This is a genomic window from Actinotalea caeni (assembly GCF_009733795.1).
GTDB lineage: Bacteria > Actinomycetota > Actinomycetes > Actinomycetales > Beutenbergiaceae > Pseudactinotalea > Pseudactinotalea caeni.
In genome coordinates this window covers 75,282-97,749 of record NZ_WNXX01000014.1, presented here as the reverse complement: position 1 = coordinate 97,749, position 22,468 = coordinate 75,282, and the positions used below count along the sequence as shown (strand labels likewise).

26 protein-coding genes are annotated in these 22,468 nt (G+C 72.7%); 13 read left to right on the top strand and 13 right to left on the bottom strand.

The window, feature by feature from the left end; translation table 11 throughout:
- The first annotated feature begins 19 nt into the window (after positions 1 to 19).
- On the top strand, positions 20 to 1,156 hold the full coding sequence (locus GPA02_RS13065) for an acyl-CoA dehydrogenase family protein (RefSeq protein ID WP_156200511.1): 1,137 nt from the start codon (positions 20 to 22) through the stop codon (positions 1,154 to 1,156).
- Positions 1,157 to 1,213: 57 nt separating this feature from the next.
- Here GPA02_RS13065 and GPA02_RS13060 read toward each other — a convergent pair whose 3' ends face one another.
- Entirely contained in the window at positions 1,214 to 1,762 is a 549-nt protein-coding gene (locus GPA02_RS13060; protein WP_156200510.1) for an AMIN-like domain-containing (lipo)protein, read from the bottom strand.
- A gap of 291 nt (positions 1,763 to 2,053) precedes the next feature.
- Here GPA02_RS13060 and GPA02_RS13055 point away from each other — a divergent pair, with 291 nt between their 5' ends.
- Complete coding sequence (locus tag GPA02_RS13055; RefSeq protein ID WP_156200509.1) at positions 2,054 to 2,818, top strand: ABC transporter ATP-binding protein; 765 nt, start codon at positions 2,054 to 2,056, stop codon at positions 2,816 to 2,818.
- A gap of 64 nt (positions 2,819 to 2,882) precedes the next feature.
- Positions 2,883 to 4,232 carry an NADP-specific glutamate dehydrogenase gene (gdhA, locus tag GPA02_RS13050; RefSeq protein WP_156200508.1) on the top strand — a complete coding sequence of 450 codons (1,350 nt, stop codon included), beginning with the start codon at positions 2,883 to 2,885 and terminating at the stop codon, positions 4,230 to 4,232.
- An 81-nt stretch (positions 4,233 to 4,313) separates the two neighbouring features.
- On the opposite strand, the gene GPA02_RS13045 is transcribed toward gdhA, so the two are convergent.
- The 5 genes from GPA02_RS13045 to GPA02_RS13025 form a co-directional block, all read right to left on the bottom strand.
- A complete protein-coding gene (locus GPA02_RS13045) occupies positions 4,314 to 5,066 on the bottom strand; it encodes a YesL family protein (RefSeq protein WP_156200507.1) in 753 nt (250 codons plus the stop codon).
- Entirely contained in the window at positions 5,063 to 5,995 is a 933-nt protein-coding gene (locus tag GPA02_RS13040; RefSeq protein ID WP_420809360.1) for a carbohydrate ABC transporter permease, read from the bottom strand. The genes GPA02_RS13045 and GPA02_RS13040 overlap by 4 nt, the downstream gene beginning before the upstream one ends.
- Positions 5,992 to 7,011: an ABC transporter permease gene (locus GPA02_RS13035; protein WP_156200506.1), complete on the bottom strand. Its 1,020-nt coding sequence runs from the start codon at positions 7,009 to 7,011 to the stop codon at positions 5,992 to 5,994. The genes GPA02_RS13040 and GPA02_RS13035 overlap by 4 nt, the downstream gene beginning before the upstream one ends.
- Positions 7,012 to 7,076: 65 nt before the next feature.
- A complete protein-coding gene (locus GPA02_RS13030) occupies positions 7,077 to 8,789 on the bottom strand; it encodes an ABC transporter substrate-binding protein (protein WP_156200505.1) in 1,713 nt (570 codons plus the stop codon).
- Positions 8,790 to 9,036: 247 nt separating this feature from the next.
- Positions 9,037 to 10,239 carry an endo-1,4-beta-xylanase gene (locus GPA02_RS13025; RefSeq protein WP_156200504.1) on the bottom strand — a complete coding sequence of 401 codons (1,203 nt, stop codon included), beginning with the start codon at positions 10,237 to 10,239 and terminating at the stop codon, positions 9,037 to 9,039.
- 99 nt (positions 10,240 to 10,338) lie between these two features.
- Here GPA02_RS13025 and GPA02_RS13020 point away from each other — a divergent pair, with 99 nt between their 5' ends.
- Together GPA02_RS13020 and GPA02_RS13015 are read left to right on the top strand one after the other, a co-directional pair.
- On the top strand, positions 10,339 to 11,346 hold the full coding sequence (locus tag GPA02_RS13020) for a LacI family DNA-binding transcriptional regulator (RefSeq protein WP_156200503.1): 1,008 nt from the start codon (positions 10,339 to 10,341) through the stop codon (positions 11,344 to 11,346).
- Positions 11,343 to 11,576, top strand: a complete 234-nt coding sequence (locus GPA02_RS13015) for a hypothetical protein (protein WP_156200502.1) — start codon at positions 11,343 to 11,345, stop codon at positions 11,574 to 11,576. The genes GPA02_RS13020 and GPA02_RS13015 overlap by 4 nt, the downstream gene beginning before the upstream one ends.
- 122 nt (positions 11,577 to 11,698) lie before the next feature.
- Here GPA02_RS13015 and GPA02_RS13010 read toward each other — a convergent pair whose 3' ends face one another.
- The 7 genes from GPA02_RS13010 to GPA02_RS12980 form a co-directional block, all read right to left on the bottom strand.
- Positions 11,699 to 12,037: a DUF488 domain-containing protein gene (locus tag GPA02_RS13010; protein WP_240134039.1), complete on the bottom strand. Its 339-nt coding sequence runs from the start codon at positions 12,035 to 12,037 to the stop codon at positions 11,699 to 11,701.
- A 21-nt stretch (positions 12,038 to 12,058) separates the two neighbouring features.
- On the bottom strand, positions 12,059 to 12,400 hold the full coding sequence (locus tag GPA02_RS13005; protein ID WP_156200501.1) for a cupin domain-containing protein: 342 nt from the start codon (positions 12,398 to 12,400) through the stop codon (positions 12,059 to 12,061).
- A 102-nt stretch (positions 12,401 to 12,502) separates the two neighbouring features.
- Positions 12,503 to 13,426, bottom strand: coding sequence for an ABC transporter substrate-binding protein (locus GPA02_RS13000; protein ID WP_156200500.1), 924 nt, complete (start codon positions 13,424 to 13,426; stop codon positions 12,503 to 12,505).
- A 32-nt stretch (positions 13,427 to 13,458) separates the two neighbouring features.
- Entirely contained in the window at positions 13,459 to 14,193 is a 735-nt protein-coding gene (locus tag GPA02_RS12995; protein WP_156200499.1) for an ABC transporter permease, read from the bottom strand.
- The gene (locus tag GPA02_RS12990; RefSeq protein ID WP_156200498.1) at positions 14,190 to 14,879 is read right to left on the bottom strand and encodes an ABC transporter permease; all 690 of its coding nucleotides are present in this window, start codon (positions 14,877 to 14,879) and stop codon (positions 14,190 to 14,192) included. Before GPA02_RS12990 ends, GPA02_RS12995 begins: the two co-directional genes overlap by 4 nt.
- Positions 14,876 to 15,703, bottom strand: a complete 828-nt coding sequence (locus GPA02_RS12985; RefSeq protein ID WP_156200497.1) for an ABC transporter ATP-binding protein — start codon at positions 15,701 to 15,703, stop codon at positions 14,876 to 14,878. The genes GPA02_RS12990 and GPA02_RS12985 overlap by 4 nt, the downstream gene beginning before the upstream one ends.
- A 31-nt stretch (positions 15,704 to 15,734) precedes the next feature.
- A complete protein-coding gene (locus tag GPA02_RS12980; protein ID WP_156200496.1) occupies positions 15,735 to 17,153 on the bottom strand; it encodes a dihydrolipoyl dehydrogenase family protein in 1,419 nt (472 codons plus the stop codon).
- 156 nt (positions 17,154 to 17,309) lie between these two features.
- Here GPA02_RS12980 and GPA02_RS12975 point away from each other — a divergent pair, with 156 nt between their 5' ends.
- The 8 genes from GPA02_RS12975 (at position 17,310) to GPA02_RS12945 (ending at position 22,467) form a co-directional block, all read left to right on the top strand.
- The gene (locus GPA02_RS12975; RefSeq protein WP_156200495.1) at positions 17,310 to 18,008 is read left to right on the top strand and encodes a GAF and ANTAR domain-containing protein; all 699 of its coding nucleotides are present in this window, start codon (positions 17,310 to 17,312) and stop codon (positions 18,006 to 18,008) included.
- A gap of 95 nt (positions 18,009 to 18,103) precedes the next feature.
- Positions 18,104 to 19,231 carry a hypothetical protein gene (locus GPA02_RS12970; RefSeq protein ID WP_156200494.1) on the top strand — a complete coding sequence of 376 codons (1,128 nt, stop codon included), beginning with the start codon at positions 18,104 to 18,106 and terminating at the stop codon, positions 19,229 to 19,231.
- Positions 19,228 to 20,094 (top strand): SDR family oxidoreductase, encoded by an 867-nt coding sequence (locus GPA02_RS12965; RefSeq protein WP_156200493.1) that lies wholly within the window; start codon positions 19,228 to 19,230, stop codon positions 20,092 to 20,094. Before GPA02_RS12970 ends, GPA02_RS12965 begins: the two co-directional genes overlap by 4 nt.
- A 175-nt stretch (positions 20,095 to 20,269) precedes the next feature.
- Positions 20,270 to 20,539 carry a DUF7218 family protein gene (locus GPA02_RS12960; protein WP_156200492.1) on the top strand — a complete coding sequence of 90 codons (270 nt, stop codon included), beginning with the start codon at positions 20,270 to 20,272 and terminating at the stop codon, positions 20,537 to 20,539.
- A 227-nt stretch (positions 20,540 to 20,766) separates the two neighbouring features.
- On the top strand, positions 20,767 to 20,937 hold the full coding sequence (locus GPA02_RS18955; protein WP_170296848.1) for a hypothetical protein: 171 nt from the start codon (positions 20,767 to 20,769) through the stop codon (positions 20,935 to 20,937).
- An 18-nt stretch (positions 20,938 to 20,955) separates the two neighbouring features.
- Complete coding sequence (locus GPA02_RS12955) at positions 20,956 to 21,393, top strand: DUF7882 family protein (RefSeq protein WP_240134038.1); 438 nt, start codon at positions 20,956 to 20,958, stop codon at positions 21,391 to 21,393.
- A 146-nt stretch (positions 21,394 to 21,539) separates the two neighbouring features.
- The gene (locus tag GPA02_RS12950) at positions 21,540 to 21,842 is read left to right on the top strand and encodes a DUF4235 domain-containing protein (protein ID WP_156200491.1); all 303 of its coding nucleotides are present in this window, start codon (positions 21,540 to 21,542) and stop codon (positions 21,840 to 21,842) included.
- 76 nt (positions 21,843 to 21,918) lie between these two features.
- Entirely contained in the window at positions 21,919 to 22,467 is a 549-nt protein-coding gene (locus tag GPA02_RS12945) for a type 1 glutamine amidotransferase domain-containing protein (RefSeq protein WP_156200490.1), read from the top strand.
- Position 22,468: the final 1 nt, after the last annotated feature.

The window sequence follows — 22,468 nt, the reverse complement described above, 5'->3', positions numbered from 1 at the left end:
ACGGGGCTAGCGTCGGGTCATGACGTTCCTGGACGACTCCCTGCTCGACGAGATCCGCTCCCGCGCCCCCGGCTACGACCGCGACAACACGTTCTTCACCGAGGACCTCGACGCGCTGCGTGCGGCGGGCTACCTCGCCGCCCACGTGCCCACCGACCTCGGCGGCGCCGGGCTGAGCCTGCTCGAGCTCGTGCGCGAGCAGTCCCGTCTCGCGGGCGCCGCACCGGCCACAGCCCTGGCGGTCAACATGCACCAGGTGTGGTGCGGCGTCGGCCGCGTGCTGCACGACCGCGGCGACGACGGCCTCGACGTCCTGCTGCGCGAGGCGGCGGCCGGCGAGCTGTTCGCGTTCGGCATCTCCGAGCGCGGCAACGACCTCGTGCTGTTCGGTTCCGCGACCGAGGCCCGGCCCGACGGCGAGGGCGGCTACCGCTTCCACGGCACCAAGATCTTCACCTCGCTCGCACCGGCGTGGACCCGGCTCGGCGTGCACGGTCTGGACGCGAGCGACCCCGACGACCCGCGCATCGTCTACGGCTTCGTCACCCGCGAAGGCACCGAGACCAAGGACGACTGGGACACCCTCGGCATGCGCGCGACGCAGTCGCGCACCACGGTGCTCGACGGCGCCCACGCGCCCGCCGACCGCGTCGTCCGGCGCCTGCCGCCCGGCCCGAACCCCGACCCGTTCGTCTTCGGCATCTTCGCCTGCTTCGAGCTGCTGCTGTCGAGCGTCTACCTCGGGATCGCCCAGCGCGCGCTCGACCTCGCCGTCGAGACGGTGCGCTCGCGCACGTCGATGAAGACCGGCGACGTCTACGCCCACGACCCCGACATCCGGTGGCGGCTCGCGACCGCCGCGATGGACCTGGAGACCGCGCTCACGCAGCTGCACGCCACCGCGGCCGACGTCGACGCCCAGGTCGACCACGGGCCGCGCTGGTTCGCCAAGCTCGCCGGCACCAAGGTCCGCGCGACCGAGACCGCGAAGGACGTCGTCGAGGCCGCGATCCGGGTGAGCGGGGGCGGCTCCTACTTCACCCGCAACGAGCTGAGCCGGCTCTACCGCGACGTGCTCGCGGGGCTGTTCCACCCCAGCGACGACGAGTCGGCCCACGCGACCGTGGCGACCGCCCTCCTCGGCCCGCTCCCCTGACCCACGCCTGCTGACGGGTGGGCGCCGCCCCGCCGCACGGGCGGGGCGGCGCCGCCGTCACCAGCGGTGCGCGACGTCGATGACGAGCCTGCTCCCGCTCCCCGGTCCGTCGAGGACGAACACCCGGAACGGCAGCCGCGCTCGCACGCCGAGCGCGATCGTCGTCTGCCCCTCGAACGAGCCGGCGAACGCGACCTGCTCGAACGTGGAGAAGCTCGAGACGTTCACCAGCCGGGAGGGGTTCGCGGGCGTGTAGGTCGGGCGGCCCGAGGCGTTGTAGGCGGGGACGCGGACGACCACCTGCAGGTCCGCGCCGCCGGCCACCGGCACGGGCTTGCCGGACCCCTCGGCGTGCACGACGGGCACGTAGCGCACGTCCCAGCCGTCGACGTCGCCGCGCACGTCGAGCACGAGGCGGTCGTAGCAGGTGTGACGCCCCGCGCGCACACCCGTGAGCGCGGCGCCGGCGGCCGAGCCGGAGTCGCGCTTGGCGAGCGAGCCCCACGTGATGCCGCAGTACGGTGCGGCGTTCGCCGCCGGGCTCGCCGGGACGAGGAACAGGGCGCTCAGCAGCACTGCGAGCACCCATGCGAGGAAGCGCTTCATGGCCTTCTCCTCCGTCGGGCCGCCCGGGCGGGCGGCGTTGTCTCGGACGCTAGGAATCGCCGAGCTGTAGAGGAAGAGCAGCGTCGGTCACGTTTCGGACACCGGCGAAACGTTGGGGTGCCGAGGGTCGCTGCTCGACGGCGTCGGGGTCGTGGCCGTCGTCACGTTCGTGGGACGGCGTCGCCCACCCTTCAAGACGCCGGGTACCGTGAGCGAGGGCCGGGCGGCGCTGCCGACCGGCGGACCAAGACGCGACGGACGGCGCCCGAGCGCCGCGACGAGGAGTGTGACGTGCCGACCCTGAAGGCGAACGAGCTGTACCTCACCTACGGTGACGGCTACGTCTTCGACGGGCTGAGCATCGAGATCAGCAGCGGCCAGCCGCCCGTGGGCCTGATCGGCCCCTCCGGCGTCGGCAAGACGACGCTGATCGCCGCGCTGTCGGGCCAGCTCAAGCCGCCGCGCGGCACCGTCACGTTCGACGGCCGCCCCGTCGCGCGCCTGCGGATGCGCAGCAAGGCCGAGTTCAACGCTCGCGTGAGCGCCGTCTCGCAGTACTCGATGACGATCTCCGACCCTCGCATGACCGCCGAGCGCCGGCTGCGCGACGCGATGAAGGTCGCCCGCAAGGGTGGCCGCAGCCACGCGACGCCGCTGCCGGAGATGCTCGCCGCCGTCGGGCTCGACGCCGAGAAGGCCTATCGCCCGATGGTGACGCTCTCGGGCGGCGAGCGGCAGCGTGTCGCGCTGGCCGCCGCGCTGGCGACCCGACCCGAGATCCTGCTGCTCGACGAACCGCTCACCGCGCTGGACCCCAACAGCCGCGGCGCGATGGCCCGCCACCTCCGGGACCTCATCGAGCAGCTGGGCATCGGCGTGCTGCTGGCCTCGCACGACCTCGAGCTGGTCGAGCGCGTCTGCCCGACCGTGCACGCGATGGCCGACGGCCGCATCGTCGCCACCGGCCCGCTGCAGCAGATCCTCGCCGAGGCCGAGCACCCCGTCGTCAAGGAGCTCGCCGAGGCGGCGCCGCTCGCCGTCCAGCGCTTCCGCTGACGCGGCGCTCGGCACGCACCACCCCGCCGCGCCCGCACGCGGCCACCAGATCGAAGGAGCAACCGTGCCCGACCTCGACTCCCGGCTCCGGCCGACGTTCGACGAGGTGCTGCGCCGCAACCCCGGCGAGCGCGAGTTCCACCAGGCCGTCCACGAGGTCCTGTCGAGCCTCGGGCCGGTGGTGAGCAAGCACCCCGAGTACACCGACGGCGCGATCATCCGGCGCCTGTGCGAGCCGGAGCGGCAGATCATCTTCCGGGTGCCGTGGGTCGACGACAGCGGCCAGGTGCAGATCAACCGCGGCTTCCGCGTCGAGTTCAACTCCGCGCTCGGCCCGTACAAGGGCGGCCTGCGGTTCCACCCGAGCGTCTACCTGGGCATCGTCAAGTTCCTCGGGTTCGAGCAGATCTTCAAGAACTCCCTCACCGGCATGCCGATCGGCGGCGGCAAGGGCGGCTCGGACTTCGACCCGAAGGGCCGCAGCGACGCCGAGGTGATGCGGTTCTGCCAGTCGTTCATGACCGAGCTGTACCGCCACATCGGCGAGTACACCGACGTCCCGGCGGGCGACATCGGCGTGGGCGGCCGCGAGATCGGCTACCTGTTCGGCCAGTACAAGCGCATCACGAACCGCTACGAGTCGGGCGTGCTCACCGGCAAGGGCCTGACCTGGGGTGGGTCCCAGGTGCGCCCGGAGGCCACCGGCTACGGCCTGGTGTTCTTCGTCGACGAGATGCTCCGCACGCGTGGCGAGAGCTTCGACGGCGCCCGCGTGGTCGTGTCCGGCTCCGGCAACGTCGCGACCCACGCGATCGCGAAGGTGCACGAGCTCGGCGGCACCGTGGTCGCGTGCTCCGACTCCAGCGGCTACGTGGTCGACGAGCGCGGCATCGACCTCGACCTGCTCACCGAGATCAAGCAGGTGCGCCGCGGTCGCCTCAAGGAGTACGCCGACGCCGCGGGCGGCTCCGTCGCCTTCGTCGAGGGCGGCAGCGTGTGGGACGTGCCGTGCCGCATCGCGCTCCCCTGCGCGACCCAGAACGAGCTCGACGCCGACGCCGCGGCGACGCTGGTCGGGCACGGCTGCACGATCGTCGCCGAGGGCGCGAACATGCCGTGCACGCCCGAGGCGGTGCGGCTGCTGGAGAGCGCCGGGGTCGGGTTCGCGCCCGGCAAGGCGGCCAACGCGGGCGGCGTCGCCACCAGCGCGCTGGAGATGCAGCAGAACGCCTCGCGCGACTCGTGGACCTTCGAGCACACCGAGGAGCGGCTGTCGCAGATCATGCGCGGCATCCACGACCGGTGCCTGGAGACCGCGGACACCTACGGCAGCCCGAACAACTACTCGACGGGCGCCAACGTCGCGGGGTTCATCCAGGTCGCCGACGCGATGCTCGCGCTGGGCGTGATCTAGGACCCGCCCGACGGCGCCCGCTCACCCAGGAGGTCGGCTGCGGCCCGGCCGGCGAGGCCGGCGAGTGCTTCTCCGGACGGGTCAGGCGGGCACCGGCGAGGCCGGTGCGGTGAAGCGGGCCTCGACGTCGGCGCGCAGCGGGCGGCTGACGTGCTCGAGGACCGACACGAACGCCCACGCGAGCAGCGCGAGCGCCACCTCGGAGCCCACGTAGACGACGCCGAGCGCGACCACGAGCAGCGAGACCATCGTGAGCGTCACGTGCCAGTGACGCACCAGCGTCAGCAGCGCGATCACCGCCAGGTCGCGGGTGCGGAAGCGCATGACCGCGCTGATCACCAGGGTGTGACCGGACCACAGCAGCACCACGACGGCGACGACGGTGCTCATCCCGCGCAGCGCGGGAGCGCCGACCGCCGCCGCGCCCACCGCGACGTTCGTCACGAGCACCGCGAGCGCGAGCAGCGTCGGCAGCCACCAGCGCAGCACGTCGGCGACGTCGGCCCGCAGGCCGCGCGCGAACGCCGCCAGCGGGCCGGTGTCGAGGTCCTGCCGCCAGGCCCGGACGGCGTACAGCCCGGCCGCGAGCGCCGGCGCCACCGGGAGCTGGGCCAGCACGAGCCAGGGCGCGGCGCCGGGGCCGCGCCCCAGCGCAGCGCCGACGAGCAGCGTCGGCACGCACGCGACCGCCAGGCACACCCCGAGCACCGCGTGCCGGTAGACGGCGCCTGCGAGCTGCGACAACGGACCCTGCCCGAAGTCGCCACCCGCCCCGGTACGACCGCGCGCGGGCGGCCGGTCGGCGAGGAGCTCCGCGCTCCGAGCGGCGGTCATCCCTTCACTGACCCGAGCATGACGCCGGAGACGAAGTACCGCTGCACGAACGGGTAGACGCACAGGATCGGGATCATCGTGAGGATCATCGTGACCGCCTGGATGTTGGCGGCGATCGCGTCGCTGTTGCCGCCGGTCGCCGCTGCGCCCTCGGTCGCCGTCGTCGAGGCCCCCGCGATGAGGTTGCGCAGGAACAGCGTGACCGGGAACAGCTCCTTCTTGTCCAGGTACAGGAAGGCGTTGAACCAGTCGTTCCACATCGCGACCGAGTAGAAGAGGATCATCGTCGCGATGACGGCCTTGGACAGCGGCAGCACGATGCGGGTGAAGATGCCGCCCCAGCCGAGGCCGTCGATCTGCGCGGCCTCCTCCAGCTCGCGCGGCATGTTCTCGAAGAACGACTTCATCACCAGCAGGTTGAACACCGACAAGGCACCGGGCAGCACCACCGCCCACATCGTGTTCTTCAGGCCGAGCGAGGAGATCAGCACGTAGTTCGGCACGAGCCCGCCGTTGAAGAACATCGTGAAGATCGCGATGCCGATCAGGACCGTGCGGCCGCGCAGGTGCTGCTTGGAGAGCACGTAGGCGAAGGTCGTGGTCAGCACCATCGCGATCGCGGTGCCGACGACCGTGTAGACCACCGTGTTCCGGTAGTTCTGCCAGAACATGCTGTTGCTGATGACGGCGGCGTAGGTGTCGGTGTTGAAGCCGACCGGCCAGATGTTGACCAGGCCCGCCTTGACCGCGCCGGCCGAGCTGAACGACTGCGCCAGCACGGTCACGAACGGGTACAGCATCAGCCCGCAGAAGGCGATCAGCCCGATCGTGTTGACGCTCGTGAAGACCTTGTAGGCACGTGAGTCGCGGGCTCCGACCGGCCGTCCCGTGCGGGCCGGTGCGCGCAGGGTCGCGCCGATCTCGTTCACCACAGGCTTGCTCCCACCACTCGGCGCGAGATGAGGTTCGCGCTCAGCACCATGACGAGGCCGATGACGGCCTGGAAGAGACCGATGGCCGCCGCGTAGCTGAAGTTGTTGGCCACCAGACCGACCCGGTACAGGTAGGTCGAGATGACGTCCGCGGTCGAGTAGGTCAGCGGGTTGTACAGCAGCAGGACCTTCTCGAACCCGACGTTGAGGAAGGTGCCGATGTTGAGGATCAGCAGCGTCACCATCGTCGGCCGGATGCCCGGCAGCGTGACGTGCCAGGTCTGCCGGAGCCGGTTCGCGCCGTCGATCCGGGCCGCCTCGTACAGCGAGGCGTCGATCGTCGTCAGCGCCGCCAGGTAGAGGATCGTTCCCCAGCCGACCGTCTGCCAGACCTCGGAGCCGACGTAGATGACGCGGAACCACTCGGCGCGCTGCAGGAACGCGATCGGCTCGCCGCCGAGCCACTCGATGATCTGGTTGGCGGTGCCCTGCAGCGACAGCAGCTGCATGACCATGCCCGCCACGATGACGATCGAGAGGAAGTGCGGCAGGTACGAGATCGACTGGACGGTGCGCTTGAACGCCCGCACGCGGATCTCGTTGAGCAGCAGCGCGAGCACGATCGGCAGCGGGAAGGTGAACAGCAGCGTCAGCCCGCCGAGGATCGCCGTGTTCGCGAACACCTGCCAGAAGTTCGGGTCCGCGATGAACATCTCCACGTAGCGGAACCCGACCCACTCGTCGCCGAAGATGCTCGAGCCCGGCCGGAACCGCCGGAACGCGATGACGTTGCCGAGCATCGGGACGTAGCGGAAGACCGCCAGGAACAGCAGCGGCAGGATCGCCATGGCGTAGAGCACCCAGTCGCGCCGCAGCGCCACGCGCCAGGGCACGACCGCGCTCCGACGGCGCAGCCGGCCGGGCGCTCGGGGCGGTGCCGGGTCCGGCGGCAGGCCCCCGGGCTCGGGGGCAGCGACGGCGGCCGGTCGCTCGGCCGCTCGCGTCTGGCTCATCGTCACTCCTTCGTGCGAGGACCGCGGCCGGCCGGCGTGACGCCGGCCGGCCGCGGCCGATCGGATCAGCCCTGCTCGGACTCGAACCGCTGCTGGGCCCCGTTGATGAGGTCCACGTACTGGTCGAGCCCCTGCCCCTGGAGCTGTGCGACGTAGGCGTCCCACTCCTCCAGCGGCCGGTCACCGATGATGAACTGCAGCGTCGCCGTGTCGACGGTGTCCTTCAGCGGGGTCGCGAGCAGCGACGCCTGCTCCAGCTCCAGCTCGTCCAGCGGGGCCGGCGGGAACGGGTCGCGCGGCGTGCGGGTCGAGAGCACCGTGTCGATGTACTCGACGAACTGCGGCACGTTGTACGACTCCTTGAGCTCGCGCGACTCGGTGCCGCCCGCGAGGACGTTCGACGCCCAGCCGAGGTCGACCTGGATGTCGATCTCGCCGTCGGGGTTGATGTTGAACGCGTCGAGGCTGTACTCGGGGTTCAGCGTGATCGTGCCGTCGGCGTCCTTGGTGTAGGTCTCGCCCTCCACGCCCCACTGCAGCATCTCGCGCGCGTCGGGGTTGTAGTAGAGCCAGTCCATGAACTGCAGGATCGTGCAGAGGTTCGGGTCGTCGGCGACCTGCGACGTCAGCGCGAAGCCGTGCCAGAAGTTGCGCGGCTCCACGACCTGGCCGGCCGGACCGCCCGGCGGCGCGATCTGGACGAGCTCGAAGTCCTCGACACCCGCGGCGGTCAGCGCGGTGGCGAACTCCTGCACGGTGCCCGAGGCGCCCGAGGCGGCGAAGACCGTCTCGTCGGCGAACTTCTCGGTCACGGTGCCGCTGCCGTCGTTGGCCTCGGTGAACGACTCCGTGTCGAGGAGACCCTCCTCCACGAGCCCGCGGAAGTAGGTGACCATCTCCTTGTAGCCCTCGGAGGTCGCCGCGTACTCGAACTCGCCGGTCTCGTCGTTCCAGAACATGCCGGTGCCGAAGCCCCAGCCCGCCACGGTCCCGAAGGCGTGCGCGGCGTAGTTGAGCATCGACTGACCCTCGAAGCCGTCGGCGAGCGGCCGGCTGTCCGGGTACTTCTCCTTGATCTTGGCGAGGGCGTCGTGCAGCTCGTCCCAGGTCTCGGGGACCCCGGCGCCGACCTCGTCGAAGACGTCCTTGCGGATGATCAGGGTGAAGACGGGGACCGACACCTCCTGCAGACCCGGCGTCATGTAGAACCGGCCGTCCGCCTGGCGGAGGTTGTCGATCATCTCGCTCAGGCCCCACTCCTCCACGTAGTGGTTGAAGTTGGGCATGTACTGCGTGTAGTCGGAGATCGGCAGCACGGCGCCGGAGGCCGCGAACTGCCGCTCGTCACCGGTGTACATCAGCGGGATGATCGGGGGCGCGTCGCCGGCGCTGATCAGCAGGCTGCGCTTCTCGACGGCGTCGCTGAAGGGGATGTTGGTCGGCACCAGCCGGACGTTGGTGCGCTCCTCGATCTCGTCGAAGAGCTGCCAGTCGTCGGTGATCGGGGTCTCGGGCCAGTCGGTCCACAGGATCCCGAGCTCCATCGGCTCCGGTGCGGTGAACTGCTCGTTCGCCTGGAAGTCCTCGACGGCGCACTCGAGCTCGACGCCACCGCCGGTGGCCTCGCCTCCGCCGCCGCCTCCGCCGCCGCCACCACCGCCGGAACCGCCGCCGCTGCTGCAGGCGGCGACCAGCATCAGCGCTGCCGTCCCCGAGAGCGCGGCCACCTGGCGGAGCCGGGTGGCACGACGCCGCACAGTCGTCTTCGAGTTGCTCATGGTTCTCCTCGTCGAGCGTCCGACACGAGCGTGTCGATACTATCGGCGCGGTGCCGATATTTTCCGCGAACCTACGAGTCGGATCGGTCGGATGTCAAGAGCCGTGACACGGCTGTGACCTGCGGGTTCTCCCGTGGCACGCCCGCGCGCGGGGTCGACGGCGTCGCACGAGGGCAGGCGCCAGCCAAGCCGATAATTTCGTCGCTTTCGCGTCACACCCTGCGCCGACCGCCCTGGTCGGCGCGTCTCACCCGACCCTGAGCGCCGCGTGGCTCTCCTGGTCGGGACCCAGCTCCAGCTCCGCGGTCGCGGTGCCGACGCGGACCTCGTAGGTCCCGGCGAAACCCTCGACCTCGAGCCTGCCCTCCTCGTCGGTGCGGTCGGCGCGCTCGTCGACCCACCACTCCCCCCGCACCAGCCCGCGCAACGCGTCGTAGGCCGGCTTGGGCGAGCCGTCGCGGCGCAGCAGCCCGCTCGGCGCGTCGAGCCAGCCGCCGTCCTCGATCCCCCAGTAGGTGATCGAGTGCACCGCGGGATGGCCGACGAGCGTCGTGTAGTGACGGACGATCTCCTCGGCCTGGCGCTCCTCGCCCTCGGGCGTGCTCGGCCAGTCGTCGACGACGTGGTCGTTGAGGTCCTCGATCTCGCGTGGCACGTGCTCGCCGGAGAGCAGCGTCGTCTCGGTCCAGTGCAGCGGCAGCCCGAACCGGGCGAACCGTTCGCAGACCTCGAGGAGGCGCTCCTCGCCGTGGAAGCCCTTGTGCATGTGGGACTGCAGCCCGATCGCGTCGATCTCGACGCCTGCCGCCAGCAGGTCCTCCACCAGCTGCTCGTACTCGGGGCCGAGGTCGAAGTCGTTGATGAGCAGGCGCGGCGAGGTCCCCGCCGCGCGGGCCTCCTCGACCGCGAGCCGGACGAGCTCGACGCGACCGATCTCGGCGCACAGGCGCGTGATCGCGTTGGGCACGCCGTCGGGCTCGTTGGTGAACCTCGGCATGATCACGGCCTCGTTGACGACGTCCCAGACGTCGATCAGCCCGGCGAAGTCGGTGACCTCCCGCCGGATGCGCGCGCGCAGCAGCTGCTCGACCTCCGACAGCGGCAGCGTGTCGAGCCACGGCGCCTTGACGGTGTGCCAGACGAGCGGGTGGCCCTTGAGGCGGACGCCGCGATCGGCGTGCCAGCGGGCGGCCTGCTCCAGCTCGGCGCGGCGGGGCTCGCCGCGCACGGGCTCGTAACGGCCCCAGTAGACCGGCAGGGTGGCGGTGTCGAAGACGTCGAGCCACGCCCTCTGCACGTGCGTGTCGGTCTCCCCCGGGTGCGTGCCCACGCAGCCGAACTCGAACGCGTGCCGTCGTTGACGCACGGTGACATCACGGCGCGCGAGCGGTCGCCCGTCGTCGTCGGTGAGCGTCACCGTCGCGGTGACCCGTCGCACGCTGGCAGTCATCGGCCTCCTTGCCTGACGTCGAGAGATCGATCTCTCGCTCATCATGCATCGCCGGCGCCTCCCCGTCCAGCCCCGTCCGGCAGGTGGCACGATGGGCGCGTGAGCCGCCGTCCGACCCTCGTCGACGTGGCGCGCCTGGCAGGCGTGTCGCGGGCGACGGCGGCGCGTGCGATCGCCGGGCAGCCGACCGTCGACCCCGCCCTGGCCGCCCGGGTGGAGGAGGCCGCGCGCGAGCTCGGCTACACGACGAACCCCGCCGCGCGGGCGCTGCGGCGCGGCCGGGCGGGCGCCGTCGCGATCGTCGTGCCCGCGAGCGACGCCCAGGGCCAGTCCGGGCCGTTCACGGCCGCACCGATCCGCGCCGCCACGCGCGTGATCTTCGACGCCGGCCAGCAGCCCGTGCTGCTGCTGGACGAGGGGCGCGACACCGACCGGCTCGTGCGGCACCTCTCCGCCGGGCACGTGGACGCCGCGGTCGTCATCCTGCTCTACGAGTCCGTCGAGCTCGACCAGGTGCTCGCCGACGTCCCGATCCCGGTCGCCCACGTCGGCCGGCCGAGCAGCGAGCGCTCCGCCGACGGCTGGTTCGTCGAGGCCGACCAGGCCGGTGGCGGGAGACAGGCGGCCGAGACGCTGCTCGACGCCGGGCGGCACCGGCTCGCGACCCTCGCCGGCCCCGACCACTTCGGCCCGGGCCGCGAGCGGCTGCAGGGCTTCGCCGACCGCTGCCGCGAGGCCGGCGTCGATCCCGGTCCGCGGGTGCCCGGCGAGTACGAGCTCGAGGCCGGCACACGTGCGGCCGAGGAGCTGCTGCGGCAGCGCCCCGACGTCGACGGCATCTTCGCGACGTCGGACCTCGTCGCGGCAGGTGCCCTGCGCGCCCTCGCCGCCGCGGGCCGGCGGGTGCCGGACGACGTCGCGATCGTCGGCTTCGACGACACGGTGGTCGCCGCGACGTCGGACCCGCCGCTGACCTCGGTGAGACAGCCGTTCGACGAGCTGGGCACGCGTGCCGCCCGGCTGGCGCTCGCGCTGCTCGCCGGCACCGCCGAGGGTCCGCGCCGGCAGGTGGTCCCGACCACCGTCACGGTCCGGGAGAGCACATGAGCGACGCGCCCGAGCACGACCGCGCCACCCCCGCCCCGCGCTCGCCGGCGTTCGCCGCGCTGCTGCGGTGGGAGCACTCCGGCGGCACCTGGGCCGTGCTCGACCGCGACGAGCACGGGCTCACGCTGTCCTTGCGCACCTGCACCGCCGGTGAGGAGGTCGAGCGGCTCCGCACCGACGACCCGGAGGTCGCCGAGCACGTCGGCGACCGCGAGCGCAGCGACGACTGAGACCCTGCCGGTCTCCAGCTCCTCGGTCTCACCGCACGTTCTGCCGCTCCTCGGTCTCACCGCACCTCTGCCGCGGCCCGGGTATCAGCGCGCTCTCCGCCGCGGCCAGGCGGCCGGCTCCCTCAGCCGCGTGCGCGCAGCACCTCGGCGAGCACGGCGGCCGCGCTGCGCTCGACGTCGGCCGTCGCGGTGGTCAGCGTGAGCGTGCCGCCGGCGGCTCGCGTGCGGAGCTGCTCGACGGCGTCGGGGACCTCGTCGAGCTCGTCGCGGTAGCGGCGCGCGAACTCCTCGAACCGCGCCGGGTCGTGGCCGTACCAGCGGCGCAGCGCGGTCGAGGGCGCGGCGTCGGGGAACCAGGTCCCGACGCGCGGGTCGTCCTTGCGCAGCCCCCGCGGCCAGAGACGGTCGACGAGGACGCGCTCGCCGTCGGCCGCGGTCGGCTCGGCGTACACGCGAGCCACGCGCACCTCGAGCGGCACCGCTCAGCCCTCGCGGGTGGCCACCACCACGGTCAGCATGATCGCGGCGTCCTCGAGGGCGTCGACGCGGTGCCGGTGGGGCGGGATCACGAGGTAGTCGCCCGGCCCTCCCTCCCAGCTCTCCTCGGCGGTGCTGAGCCGCACCCGGCCCGCGAGCACCTGCAGCGTCGCCTCGCCCGGGCTCTCGTGGTCGGCCAGCTCGCCGCCGGCTGCGAGCGCGAGCACCGTCTGGCGCAGGTGGTGCTCGCGCCCGCCGTGGATCGTCCGGCCGCTGCGCATGCTGCTCGCGCCGCGCGCGTCCTCGAGCAGCTCGGCCACCAGCGCCGTCAGGTCCTGCGACTCCATGCCGCCCTCCTCACGTCTGGCACGAGCCAAGCACACGACAGGCTTCCGTGGGCGCCGTCGGGGCGACGAGCTGCACCGCGTGCCCCGCCGCCCGACGTCGGCTCACAGCAGGCCGTTGGCCTCCAGCCACTCGCTCGCGATGTCGGCGGTGGAGCGCTGCTCGACCGTGCTCTGCGCGTTGAGGCCGACCAGCTCCTCGGTGGTGAGCGCCGCGCTGATCGGGTCGATCACCGCGGCGATGTCCTCGGCGACGTCGGCGGACGCGATCGGGACGACGTTGGAGGACAGGATGAGGTTCTCGGGGTCCTCGAGCGCCACGATCTCGCCGGTGTCGAACGCGGGGTCGGCGGAGTAGATGTCGGCGACCTGGATCTCGCCGGCCTGCAGCGCCTCCAGCGTCGTCGGCCCGGTCGCGGAGAACTCGAGGTCGACGCCATACACCTCGGCCGCGGCGGCCGGACCGTAGGGACGCTGCTCGAACTCCGGTGCAGCGCCGATGGTCAGCGGACCCTCGACGTCCGCCAGGTCCGCGATCGTCGTCAGCCCGTTCTCCTCGGCGAAGGAGGCCAGCACGGTGTAGGTGTCCTGGTCGGTGGCCTCGGCCATCGCGAGCGCGGCGAGGCCCTCCGGCAGCGCCTCCTGGAGCGCTGCGTAGACGTCCTCCGGGCTGGTGGCGGTGGGCTCCGGCTCCAGGAACTCCAGCAGGTTGCCCGTGTACTCGGGGAACAGGTCGATCGCGCCGGAGACGATCTCGGGCATGTAGGCGTCGCGCTGCCCGATGCTGAACTGCCGGTCGACGTCGTAGCCCGCGTTCTCCAGCGCCTGCGCGTAGATCTCGGCGATGATCTCGTTCGAGTAGTACGCCTGCGACCCCACGACGAGGGTCTCGCCGCCAGATCCCGAGGTGGCGTCGTCGTCGGAGGGCTGCTCGAGCGGGTTGTCGTTCGAGCAGGCGGCGAGCGCGAGCGAGGCCGCGAGGGCGGCGCCGACGGCGAGCAGCGGTCGTCGTGCGACGGGTCGTGACATGGACATGGGTTCCTCTCGGTGGGGGTCTGCGGTCAGGCGGAGGGCGAGGCTGCGGCCTCGCTGCGCGCGGCGGCGCGGCGTGCGGGTCGGGTCGCGCGGTGGACGCGGACGCCGGCCGGGACGGCGGCGCGCTGCGCGAGCGCGAGCAGCAGGTCGACGACGAGCGCGAGCGCCGCGACGAGGAGGGCTCCGCCGAGCACCTGGTCGAAGCGCCGCAGCGGGATGCCCTGGATGATCGGCCAGCCGAGGCCGCCGAGGTTGACGTAGGCGGCGATCGTCACGGTGGCGATCACCTGCAGCACGGCCGAGCGGATGCCACCGACGAGCAGCGGCAGCCCGAGCGGGAGCTCGACGCGCCAGAAGATCTGCCGCTCGGTCATGCCCATCGCGCGGGCGGCGTCGACGACGGCGCGGTCGATCGCCTCGATCCCGGTGTAGGCGCCGGCGAGCAGCGACGGGATGGCGAGCAGCACGAACGTGACGACCGCAGCCTCCGGGATGCGCAGCACGCCCAGCAGCAGCACGAGCAGCACCAGCAGCCCGAAGGAGGGCACCGCGCGGGCGGCTCCTGCGATCGCGACCGCGACCTCGCGGCCGCGACCGGTGTGCCCGATCAGCCACCCGGCCGGGATCGCGACCACGGCCGCGACGAGCACCGAGACCACCGTGTAGCCCACGTGCTGCGCGAGCAGCGTGGGCAGCGCGTAGCTGCCCTCGAGCCGGGCGGGGTCGGTGAGCCACGCGATCGCCTCGCCGAAGAGGTTCATGCGGCGGTCCTCACGGGCAGCGCGGCACGCGCACGGGTACGGCCGGTGCCGCGCCCGGCTCGCGTCCACGGCATGAGGACGCGCCCGGCCAGCACGAGCAGGAGGTCGACGACCAGGGCGATGACGACGACCGCGGTCACACCCGCGAGCACCTCGGCGACGATCCGCCGCTGCAGGCCGTTCTCGAACAGGTACCCGAGGTTGGTGACGCCGATGAGGATGCCGACGGTCGCCAGCGAGATCGTGCTGACCGCTGCCACCCGCAGCCCGGCGAGCAGGACCGGCCCCGACAGCGGCAGCTCGACGGTCCAGAAGCGCCGCGCGGCGCCGTAGCCGATCGCGGTCGCCGCCTGCCGGACGGCGGGGTCGACCGAGTCGAGGCCGTCGACGACCGAGCGCACGAGGATCGCGACCGCGTAGATGACGAGCGCGGCGACGAGGTTCGTCTCGCTGATCGCCGAGTACCCCAGCGCCGCCGGCATGAGGATGAGCAGTGCGAGCGAGGGGATCGTGTACAGCAGCCCGGTGCCGAGCACGAGCGGGCCGCGCAGCAGCCGGAACCGCCACGCCAGCCAGCCCAGCGGCAGCGCGAGCAGGAAGCCGAGCACGATCGCGACGGCGCTCTGACGCAGGTGCACCGCGGCGAGCGAGAGCACCAGGTCGAGGTTGTCGAGCACCCAGGTCACGTGATGGCACCGTCCTCGACGAGCGCACCCTGGGTACGGCCCTCGGCGTCGACGACGACACGACCGCGCGCGGTCTCCTTGATGTGCAGGGCGCGGCGGCCACGGTCGACGCCGATGAACGCGGCGACGAAGTCGTCGGCCGGGTTCTCGATGATCTCGCTGGGGCTGCCGACCTGCACGACCCGCGCCCCGGTGTCGAGGATGACCACCTGGTCGCCGAGCAGGAACGCCTCGTCGATGTCGTGCGTGACGAAGACGACCGTCTTGTCGAGGTCGCGCTGGAGGCGGATCATCTCGCGCTGCAGGTCCGCCCGCACGATCGGGTCGACGGCGCCGAACGGCTCGTCCATGAGCAGGATGTTCGGGTCGGCCGCGAGCCCGCGCGCGACGCCGACGCGCTGCTGCTGCCCGCCCGAGAGCTGGCTCGGGTACCGGTCGGCCAGGGCGCCGTCGAGCCCGACGGTCTCCAGCAGCGACCGCGCGCGCTCGTGCGCGGCCCGCTTCGGGGTGCCGATCAGCCGCAGCACGGTCGCGACGTTGTCGAGCACCGTGAAGTGGGGCATCAGCCCGGAGTTCTGCATGACGTAGCCGATGCTGCGACGCAGCGCGACCGGGTCCTTGCCGAGCACGCTCTCGCCGTCGATCTCGACGTCGCCGCCGGTCGGCTCAACCATCCGGTTGATCATCCGCAGCAGCGTGGTCTTGCCGCAGCCGGAGGACCCGACGAGCACGGTCGTGCGGTGCGCCGGCAGCGTGAGGGAGAAGTCCTCGACGGCGAGCGTGCCGTCGCCGAACCTCTTCGTCACGGAGCGGAACTCGATCACGCGGTACCTCCGGGCGGGCTGGTGGGGCCGGTCACGCGGAGTCGCGACCGTAGGTCTCGAGAAGACGCAACCACACCTCGCTGACAGTGGGGTAGGCCGGGACGGCATGCCACAGACGCGCGAGCGGCACCTGACCGACGACCGCCACCGTCGCCGCGTGCAGCAGCTCGGCCACGTCGGGGCCGACGAATGTCGCCCCCAGCAGCACACCGGTGTCGGCGTCGACGACCATCCGCGCCTGGCCCGCGTAGCCGTCGGCGTGCAGGTAGGCACCGGCGACGGCACCCAGGTCGTGGTCGACGACCCGGGTGCGCGCACCGCTGCGCTCCGCCTCGGCGGCGGTCATGCCCACGGCGGCGACCTCGGGGTCGCTGAAGACGACCTGCGGCACGGCGCGCTCGTCGGCGGTGGCGACGTGGCGGCCCCAGGCGTGGTCGTCGACGCGCGCGCCCGTCGCGCGCGCCACGATGACGTCGCCCGCCGCACGCGCCTGGTACTTGCCCTGGTGGGTGAGCAGCGCGCGACCGTTCGCGTCACCGACGGCGTAGAGCCAGTCGTGCCCGGTCGCCCGCATCGTGTCGTCGACAGCGATCGGCTCGCCGGGCACGAGGCCGACGACGTCGAGCCCGAGGTCGTCGGTGCGCGGCCGCCGCCCGGTCGCGACGAGCACCTCGGCCGCCACCACCTCGCCGCCGCCGTCGAGGGCCATCCGCACCCCGTCGTCGTCGCGCTCGACGGCGGTGACCGAGGTGCCGGTGCGCACGTCCACGCCGGCCTCGCGCAGCGACGCCGCCACCCGCTCGCCCGCGAACGGCTCCATCCGCTCGAGCAGCCCGTGCCGTGCGAGCACCGTGACCCGCGACCCGAGCGCCGCGTACGCCGTCGCCATCTCGACCCCGACGACGCCGCCGCCGATGATCGCCAGCGACTCCGGGACCTGCTGGGCGCCGGTGGCCTCCCGGCTGGTCCACGGCTGCGCCTCGGCCAGCCCGGGCACCGGCGGCACCACGGGGTCGCTGCCGGTGGCGACGACGACCGCGTGCCTCGCACGGATCGCCCGGGTGCTGCCGTCCTCGTCGGTGACCGTCACCTCGCGCTCGCCGGTGATCCGGCCGGCCCCTCGGACGAGCACGATGCCCGCCGAGCGGAGCCAGTCGACCTGGCCGTCGTCGGACCAGTCGGCGACGACGGCGTCGCGGCGCGCGAGCACCGCGGCGACGTCGAGCGCCCCGGTCGCGGCCTGCGCGGCGCCCGCGACGTGCTGCGCCGAGCGCAGCGCGTGCACCGGCCGCAGCAGCGCCTTCGACGGCATGCACGCCCAGTAGGAGCACTCGCCCCCGACCAGCTCGCTCTCGACGAGCACGGCGGACAACCCGCCCTGCACCACCCGGTCGGCGACGTTCTCACCCGCAGGTCCGCCGCCGATCACGATCACGTCGGTCTCGTCCACCGCACACCTTCCGGTCGGGTCGGGGTTGTCGTGCACGCCCCAACAGCGTGGCACCGCGGCGTTGTTCCCCGCCATGCTTTCTCGCCCGCTCGTCATCGCGGCGCGTCCCCTCCGCCATCGTCGCCCTGGCCGGTGCCGAGGGGTCACAATCGGTCCATGACGGACGGTCTCGACATCCAGCTGGCCCAGGCGGCGCGAGAGATGGACGCCGCCGCCGGCAGCGAGGAGCTCCTCGACGTCGCGGTGGGCTGGTCGATGGCGGTCGTGCCCGGATGCCAGATGGCCGGGGTCACGATGCGCCGGCGGCGCGGCAGGCTGGAGTCGGTGTCGCCGTCCGACCCCGTCGTCGTCGCGTGCGACCTGCTCCAGTACGAGCTGGAGGAGGGCCCGTGCCTCGACGCGATCACCGACGACACGGTCATCGCCGCCGGCGACGTCGCACGCGACCCGCGCTGGCCGCGGTGGGGGCCGCAGGTCGCGAAGGACCACGGCATCGCCGGGATGCTGAGCGTGCGGCTGTTCTCCAGCGAGACCGTGCACGGCGCGCTCAACCTGTACTCCCGCGAGCCGGGCGCGTTCGACACCTACGCGATCGACATCGCGGTGCTGCTGGCCACGCACGTCTCGGTCGCGCTGGGCTCGGCGCTGTCGGACGAGAACCTGCGGCTCGCCGTCGACAGCCGGCACCTCATCGGTCAGGCGCAGGGGATCCTCATGGAGCGGTTCTCGCTCGACGCCGCGGGCGCGTTCGCGGTGCTGTCCCGGGTGTCGCAGGACCGCAACATCCGTCTCATCGCCGTCGCCGAGCACGTCGTGCGGCGCCGCGAGCTGCCCGGAGCGCCCGTGCAGGTCTGAGGATCGGTGGACGGGCTCGGCGAGGTACGGCAGACTGCAGGGGACGCGCTCGAGACCCGTGGCGTGGAGGCACGACCAGGACGCGAGCACGCTCGATGACCGCCACGCCTTCCCTCGACGCCCGTCGCCCCCGACCGCGACGCGTCCACCCCACACCCCTGCCTCGGGCCCGTGGCCCGATCTCGCAGGCGCTGCTGACGCTCCTGGCCGGGCCCCCGACCCGTGACCCCGGCATCCTCGCCGCGTCGCACGTCACCGAGCTGTGGCAGGTCGAGGACGACGTGCCGTGGTGGCGCGCCGGGGACGACGCCGCGCTCGCGCTCGTGCACCTCGCGGAGCTCGACCGGCGCGGTCTGGAGGGTGTGCCCGACGGCTGGGAGGGTCACCCGCTGCTCGCGAGCGCCCGCTGGTCGCTCGCCACGCCGCTGCGGTACGGGCTGGAGCGGCTGCGCGAGTCGGTCGAGCTGCCGCCGCGCGTGACCGGGCTGGGCGTCGCCCGCGTGGTCGTGGCGATGGTCGCCGGTGCTGCCGAGGGGGCCGACGAGCCGCGTGCCGCGACCTGCGACGACCTCGTGACGACCGCGGTGCAGCGGCTCCGGGAGCGCGACGCCCGCGCCGCGCTGCTGCCCCGCCTCGCCGGCACACCACGCCGGCTGCTGGCGCGCACCCTCGCAGGCGACCCCGCCGACCTCGCGGGTGCGGCCGGTGCGCCCGAGGCAGGCGACACCGAGCGCGACGGCGTCGGTGCGGTGCTGCGCCACCTCGGCCTCGGCGACCGCACCGGTCAGCACCTCGACCGGCTGCCCGGGCCGGCGCTGTGGCGCCTCGCGCTGCTCGACCACGTGGTGGCCCACCGCGCCACCCGTGGCGTCGCGATGGGCTGGCTGACCGCCGCGGACGGGCTGGCCGCCTCCGGCCGCTTCGCCACCGGCGACGCGTTGCGGGGCCTCGGCCTCGACGCCGCGGCACGGCAGGCCTGGGACGACTGCGTCGTCGGGCGGCTGACGACGCTGGAGGCGACCGAGAGCCTCGTCGACGCCGAGCCCGGCCTCGCCGCCGACGTGCTGCTGGGCGCACGTGCCTGCGTGACGGCGACGACCGCCGTCGAGCACGACCTCGCGGCACGGAGCACCTTCGCTGCCCACGACCCGCAGGACACCCCCGAGGCCGACGAGGCGCCCGGGGAGACGACCGAAGTACCGACGACGGAAGGACTGACATGACCGACGGTCAGCGACCGACGCACGTGCCCGGCCAGACCCAGGAGTGGCCCGGCCGCACCCGCGAGATGGACCCGGTGCCCGACCACGGCGAGTCCAGCTGGACCGGACGCGGGCGGCTCGAGGGCAAGCGCGCCCTCATCACCGGCGGCGACTCCGGCATCGGCCGGGCGACCGCGATCGCGTTCGCCAAGGAGGGGGCCGACGTCGCGATCGCGTTCCTGCCCGACGAGAGCGAGGACGCCGCCGAGGTGGAGAAGGCCGTCACCGAGGAGGGCCGCCGCTGCGTGCTGCTCCCGACGGACCAGCGGACCGAGGAGGCCAACCAGGCGCTGGTGCGCGACGCCGTCGAGGCTCTCGGGGGTCTCGACACCGTGGTGTCGAACGCCGCGTTCCAGATGGGGACCAAGGGCGGCATCGAGGCGTTCTCCTCCGAGCAGCTCCAGCGGGTGTACGAGACCAACGTGTTCGCCACCTTCTGGCTGGTCAAGGCCGCCGTCGAGCACCTGAAGCCGGGCTCGACGGTCACGATCACCACCTCGATTCAGGCCTACGAGCCCAGCGAGCCGCTCCTCGACTACGCCTCGACGAAGGCCGCGCTCAACAACCTCATGGTCAACCTCGCCTCCGACCTCGGCGAGCGCGGCATCCGTGTCAACGCGGTCGCGCCGGGACCGATCTGGACGCCGCTCATCCCGTCGACGTTCGACGAGGAGAAGGTCGACGGCTTCGGCGCGGACACCCCGCTGGGGCGGCCGGGCCAGCCGATCGAGGTCGCCGCGGCGTACGTGTTCCTCGCCTCCGACGAGGCCAGCTACGTCAGTGGCACCGTGCTGGGTGTCACGGGCGGGCGCGCGGTGTTCTGAGGCCTCCGCCCGCGACGCGGGCGAGCCGATCGACGGGCTCTCGCGGGGACGCACCCGTGGGAGCCCGCCGTCGTGCTGGCGGACGGCCTCCTGCGAGATCCGCCCGACCCTCCCCCGATCCCACTGCGCCGAGCGGTACGGGCGTACGGTCGAGAGCACGCGAGAAGGAGGAGCCATGCCACGCAAGGACACCCCGTCGTCGATCAAGAAGCCCGACATGTACGAGGAGCTGCGCGACGAGGGCGCGTCGAAGGAGAAGGCCGCCCGGATCTCGAACGCCGCGGCCGCGCAAGGCACGGACACCGTGGGGCGCCGCGGCGGGAACGCGGAGAACTACGCGGACAGGACGGTCGACGAGCTGCGCGACCGGGCCAAGGAGCTCGGGCTGTCCGGCTACTCGGAGAAGACGAAGGACGAGCTCATCGACATGCTGCGCAACCACTAGCGCGGCGCACCGGTCGAGGCGAGCCGCTACCACGGCGACGACGCTCCGGCAAGGCCCTGTTTCGCCGTCCACCCGCTTCCTAGCGTGGAGGACGACGGGCCGGGTCCCGACCCCACCAGCCGACACGGCCCGTCGCACACGTCGCCGACGTCCGCGCGTCGCCCCGGTCGCGCGGACGTCGGTGCGACCCGGGGCCGCCCGGTCCCGGCCCACATAGGAGGACGAGGATGAGCCAGGAGCAGAACCACGGACAGGACGCGACCGCGCCCGAGCAGCCGGCGCACCCCAGCCAGGCCGAGGGCGAGGACCGCGAGCTGTCGAGCCCCCAGACCGACGCCCCCATGCAGGCCCACCCGTCGCAGGCCGAGGGCGAGGACGACGGTCGCGACGAGGGCTGACCGCGCGCGATGGACGGCATGACGACGCCCGCCGACCACGACCCGAGCCAGATGCCTGCCGAGTTCGCCGGCGAGGAGACCTACGGACCTGACACGATGAGGTCGATGGGCAAGCTGATCTACGGGTGTCGCTCGGAGTACGAGTTCGACGACCGCCTGCTCGCCCACCTCAAGGTCGCGGTCACCGCGAAGCTGAGGCGCCAGGAGTGCTTCATGCTCAGCTGGGTCATCGACGCACGTGACGGCTCCGGTCGGATGTCGCTGTGGCTGGCGCCAGCGATCCCGCTGCAGTTCAAGTTCGCCGGCAGCCGCCGCCCCACGCTCAACCGGGCCTGGATCGACGTCATGGTGCAGTTCTCGAACTCGGCACGCGGACTCGTCGTGATCTCCGAGGCCGACGCGCTGTCGCTCTCGCGCGGCGAGATCGACGCCGCCAGCCTGCAGCTGGAGCCCTAGCAGCACCCGCGCGCGCCGCACCGCACGACGGCGCGGCGACCACGCCCCGCATGCCCCGCACCCGCCGGGGTACCGGAGCAGAGACAGTCGCGCCACCGGCCCATGAGCCGGGAGACGCGCGCACGCCCCGACCGAAGGAGTCAGCGATGGCGACCGCCCCCGAGAAGAAGGGCAACACCTCGGCGAAGATCCTCTACCAGCCGTTCGGGCTGGTGAGCAGCATCATCGCCGGGGTCGTCGCAGGACAGGTGTTCAAGCAGGTCTGGAAGCGGGCCTCGCCCGGCGACCACCAGGACCCACCGGGGCCTCTGCAGTCGGAGTACCCCTTCAAGGAGGTGATCGTCGGAGCGCTGATCCAGGGCGCGATCTTCGCGGCGGTCAGGGCCGCCGTCAGTCGCGGCGGCGCACGGGTCTTCGAGCGCTGGACCGGCGAGTGGCCGGGCGACTGACGCACCACGACCCCACGAGAGCACCGCACGACCGCGTCACGCACGACGCACGACCCCACGACCACGAGGCGGAACCATGGAACGGATCGACGGCGCCACAGTGGCGTTCCTGCTGACCGACGGCTTCGAGGACTCGGAGCTCACGAGCCCCTGGGAGACGGTCGAGCAGCAGGGCGGCACGCCCACGCTCGTCAGCCCCAAGGAGGGCAGCGTCGAGGGCAAGAAGGGGCACACCCAGGCCGTGGACCTCGGCGTCGCCTCCGCGAGCGCCGACGACTTCGACGCGCTCGTGCTGCCCGGCGGCGTCGTCAACGCCGACCACCTGCGCATGGACACCGACGCGGTGGCGTTCGTCGGCGCGTTCTTCGACCAGCACAAGCCAGTCGCCGTGATCTGCCACGGCGCCTGGATCCTCGCCGACGCCGACGCCCTGCGCGGCCGGCGCCTCACCAGCTACCCCAGCCTGCGCACCGACCTCGTGAACGCAGGCGCCGAGTGGGTGGACGAGGAGGTCGTCGTCGACCAGGGCCTGGTCTCCAGCCGCACACCCGACGACCTGCCCGCCTTCAACGCGAAGATGGTCGAGGAGATCGCCGAGGGTCGGCACGCGGGCCAGAGCCGCTGAC

Excerpts from the sequence above, each read along its gene's own strand:
- GPA02_RS13065 (WP_156200511.1), top strand. The coding sequence starts at position 20 with ATGACGTTCCTGGACGACTCCCTGCTCGACGAGATCCGCTCCCGCGCC.
- GPA02_RS13060 (WP_156200510.1), bottom strand. The coding sequence starts at position 1,762 with ATGAAGCGCTTCCTCGCATGGGTGCTCGCAGTGCTGCTGAGCGCCCTG.
- GPA02_RS13045 (WP_156200507.1), bottom strand. The coding sequence starts at position 5,066 with ATGACCGCCGCTCGGAGCGCGGAGCTCCTCGCCGACCGGCCGCCCGCG.
- GPA02_RS13035 (WP_156200506.1), bottom strand. The coding sequence starts at position 7,011 with ATGAGCCAGACGCGAGCGGCCGAGCGACCGGCCGCCGTCGCTGCCCCC.
- GPA02_RS13030 (WP_156200505.1), bottom strand. The coding sequence starts at position 8,789 with ATGAGCAACTCGAAGACGACTGTGCGGCGTCGTGCCACCCGGCTCCGC.
- GPA02_RS13025 (WP_156200504.1), bottom strand. The coding sequence starts at position 10,239 with ATGACTGCCAGCGTGCGACGGGTCACCGCGACGGTGACGCTCACCGAC.
- GPA02_RS13015 (WP_156200502.1), top strand. The coding sequence starts at position 11,343 with ATGAGCGACGCGCCCGAGCACGACCGCGCCACCCCCGCCCCGCGCTCG.
- GPA02_RS13005 (WP_156200501.1), bottom strand. The coding sequence starts at position 12,400 with ATGGAGTCGCAGGACCTGACGGCGCTGGTGGCCGAGCTGCTCGAGGAC.
- GPA02_RS13000 (WP_156200500.1), bottom strand. The coding sequence starts at position 13,426 with ATGTCACGACCCGTCGCACGACGACCGCTGCTCGCCGTCGGCGCCGCC.
- GPA02_RS12995 (WP_156200499.1), bottom strand. The coding sequence starts at position 14,193 with ATGAACCTCTTCGGCGAGGCGATCGCGTGGCTCACCGACCCCGCCCGG.
- GPA02_RS12975 (WP_156200495.1), top strand. The coding sequence starts at position 17,310 with ATGACGGACGGTCTCGACATCCAGCTGGCCCAGGCGGCGCGAGAGATG.
- GPA02_RS12970 (WP_156200494.1), top strand. The coding sequence starts at position 18,104 with ATGACCGCCACGCCTTCCCTCGACGCCCGTCGCCCCCGACCGCGACGC.
- GPA02_RS12965 (WP_156200493.1), top strand. The coding sequence starts at position 19,228 with ATGACCGACGGTCAGCGACCGACGCACGTGCCCGGCCAGACCCAGGAG.
- GPA02_RS12960 (WP_156200492.1), top strand. The coding sequence starts at position 20,270 with ATGCCACGCAAGGACACCCCGTCGTCGATCAAGAAGCCCGACATGTAC.
- GPA02_RS18955 (WP_170296848.1), top strand. The coding sequence starts at position 20,767 with ATGAGCCAGGAGCAGAACCACGGACAGGACGCGACCGCGCCCGAGCAG.
- GPA02_RS12955 (WP_240134038.1), top strand. The coding sequence starts at position 20,956 with ATGACGACGCCCGCCGACCACGACCCGAGCCAGATGCCTGCCGAGTTC.
- GPA02_RS12950 (WP_156200491.1), top strand. The coding sequence starts at position 21,540 with ATGGCGACCGCCCCCGAGAAGAAGGGCAACACCTCGGCGAAGATCCTC.
- GPA02_RS12945 (WP_156200490.1), top strand. The coding sequence starts at position 21,919 with ATGGAACGGATCGACGGCGCCACAGTGGCGTTCCTGCTGACCGACGGC.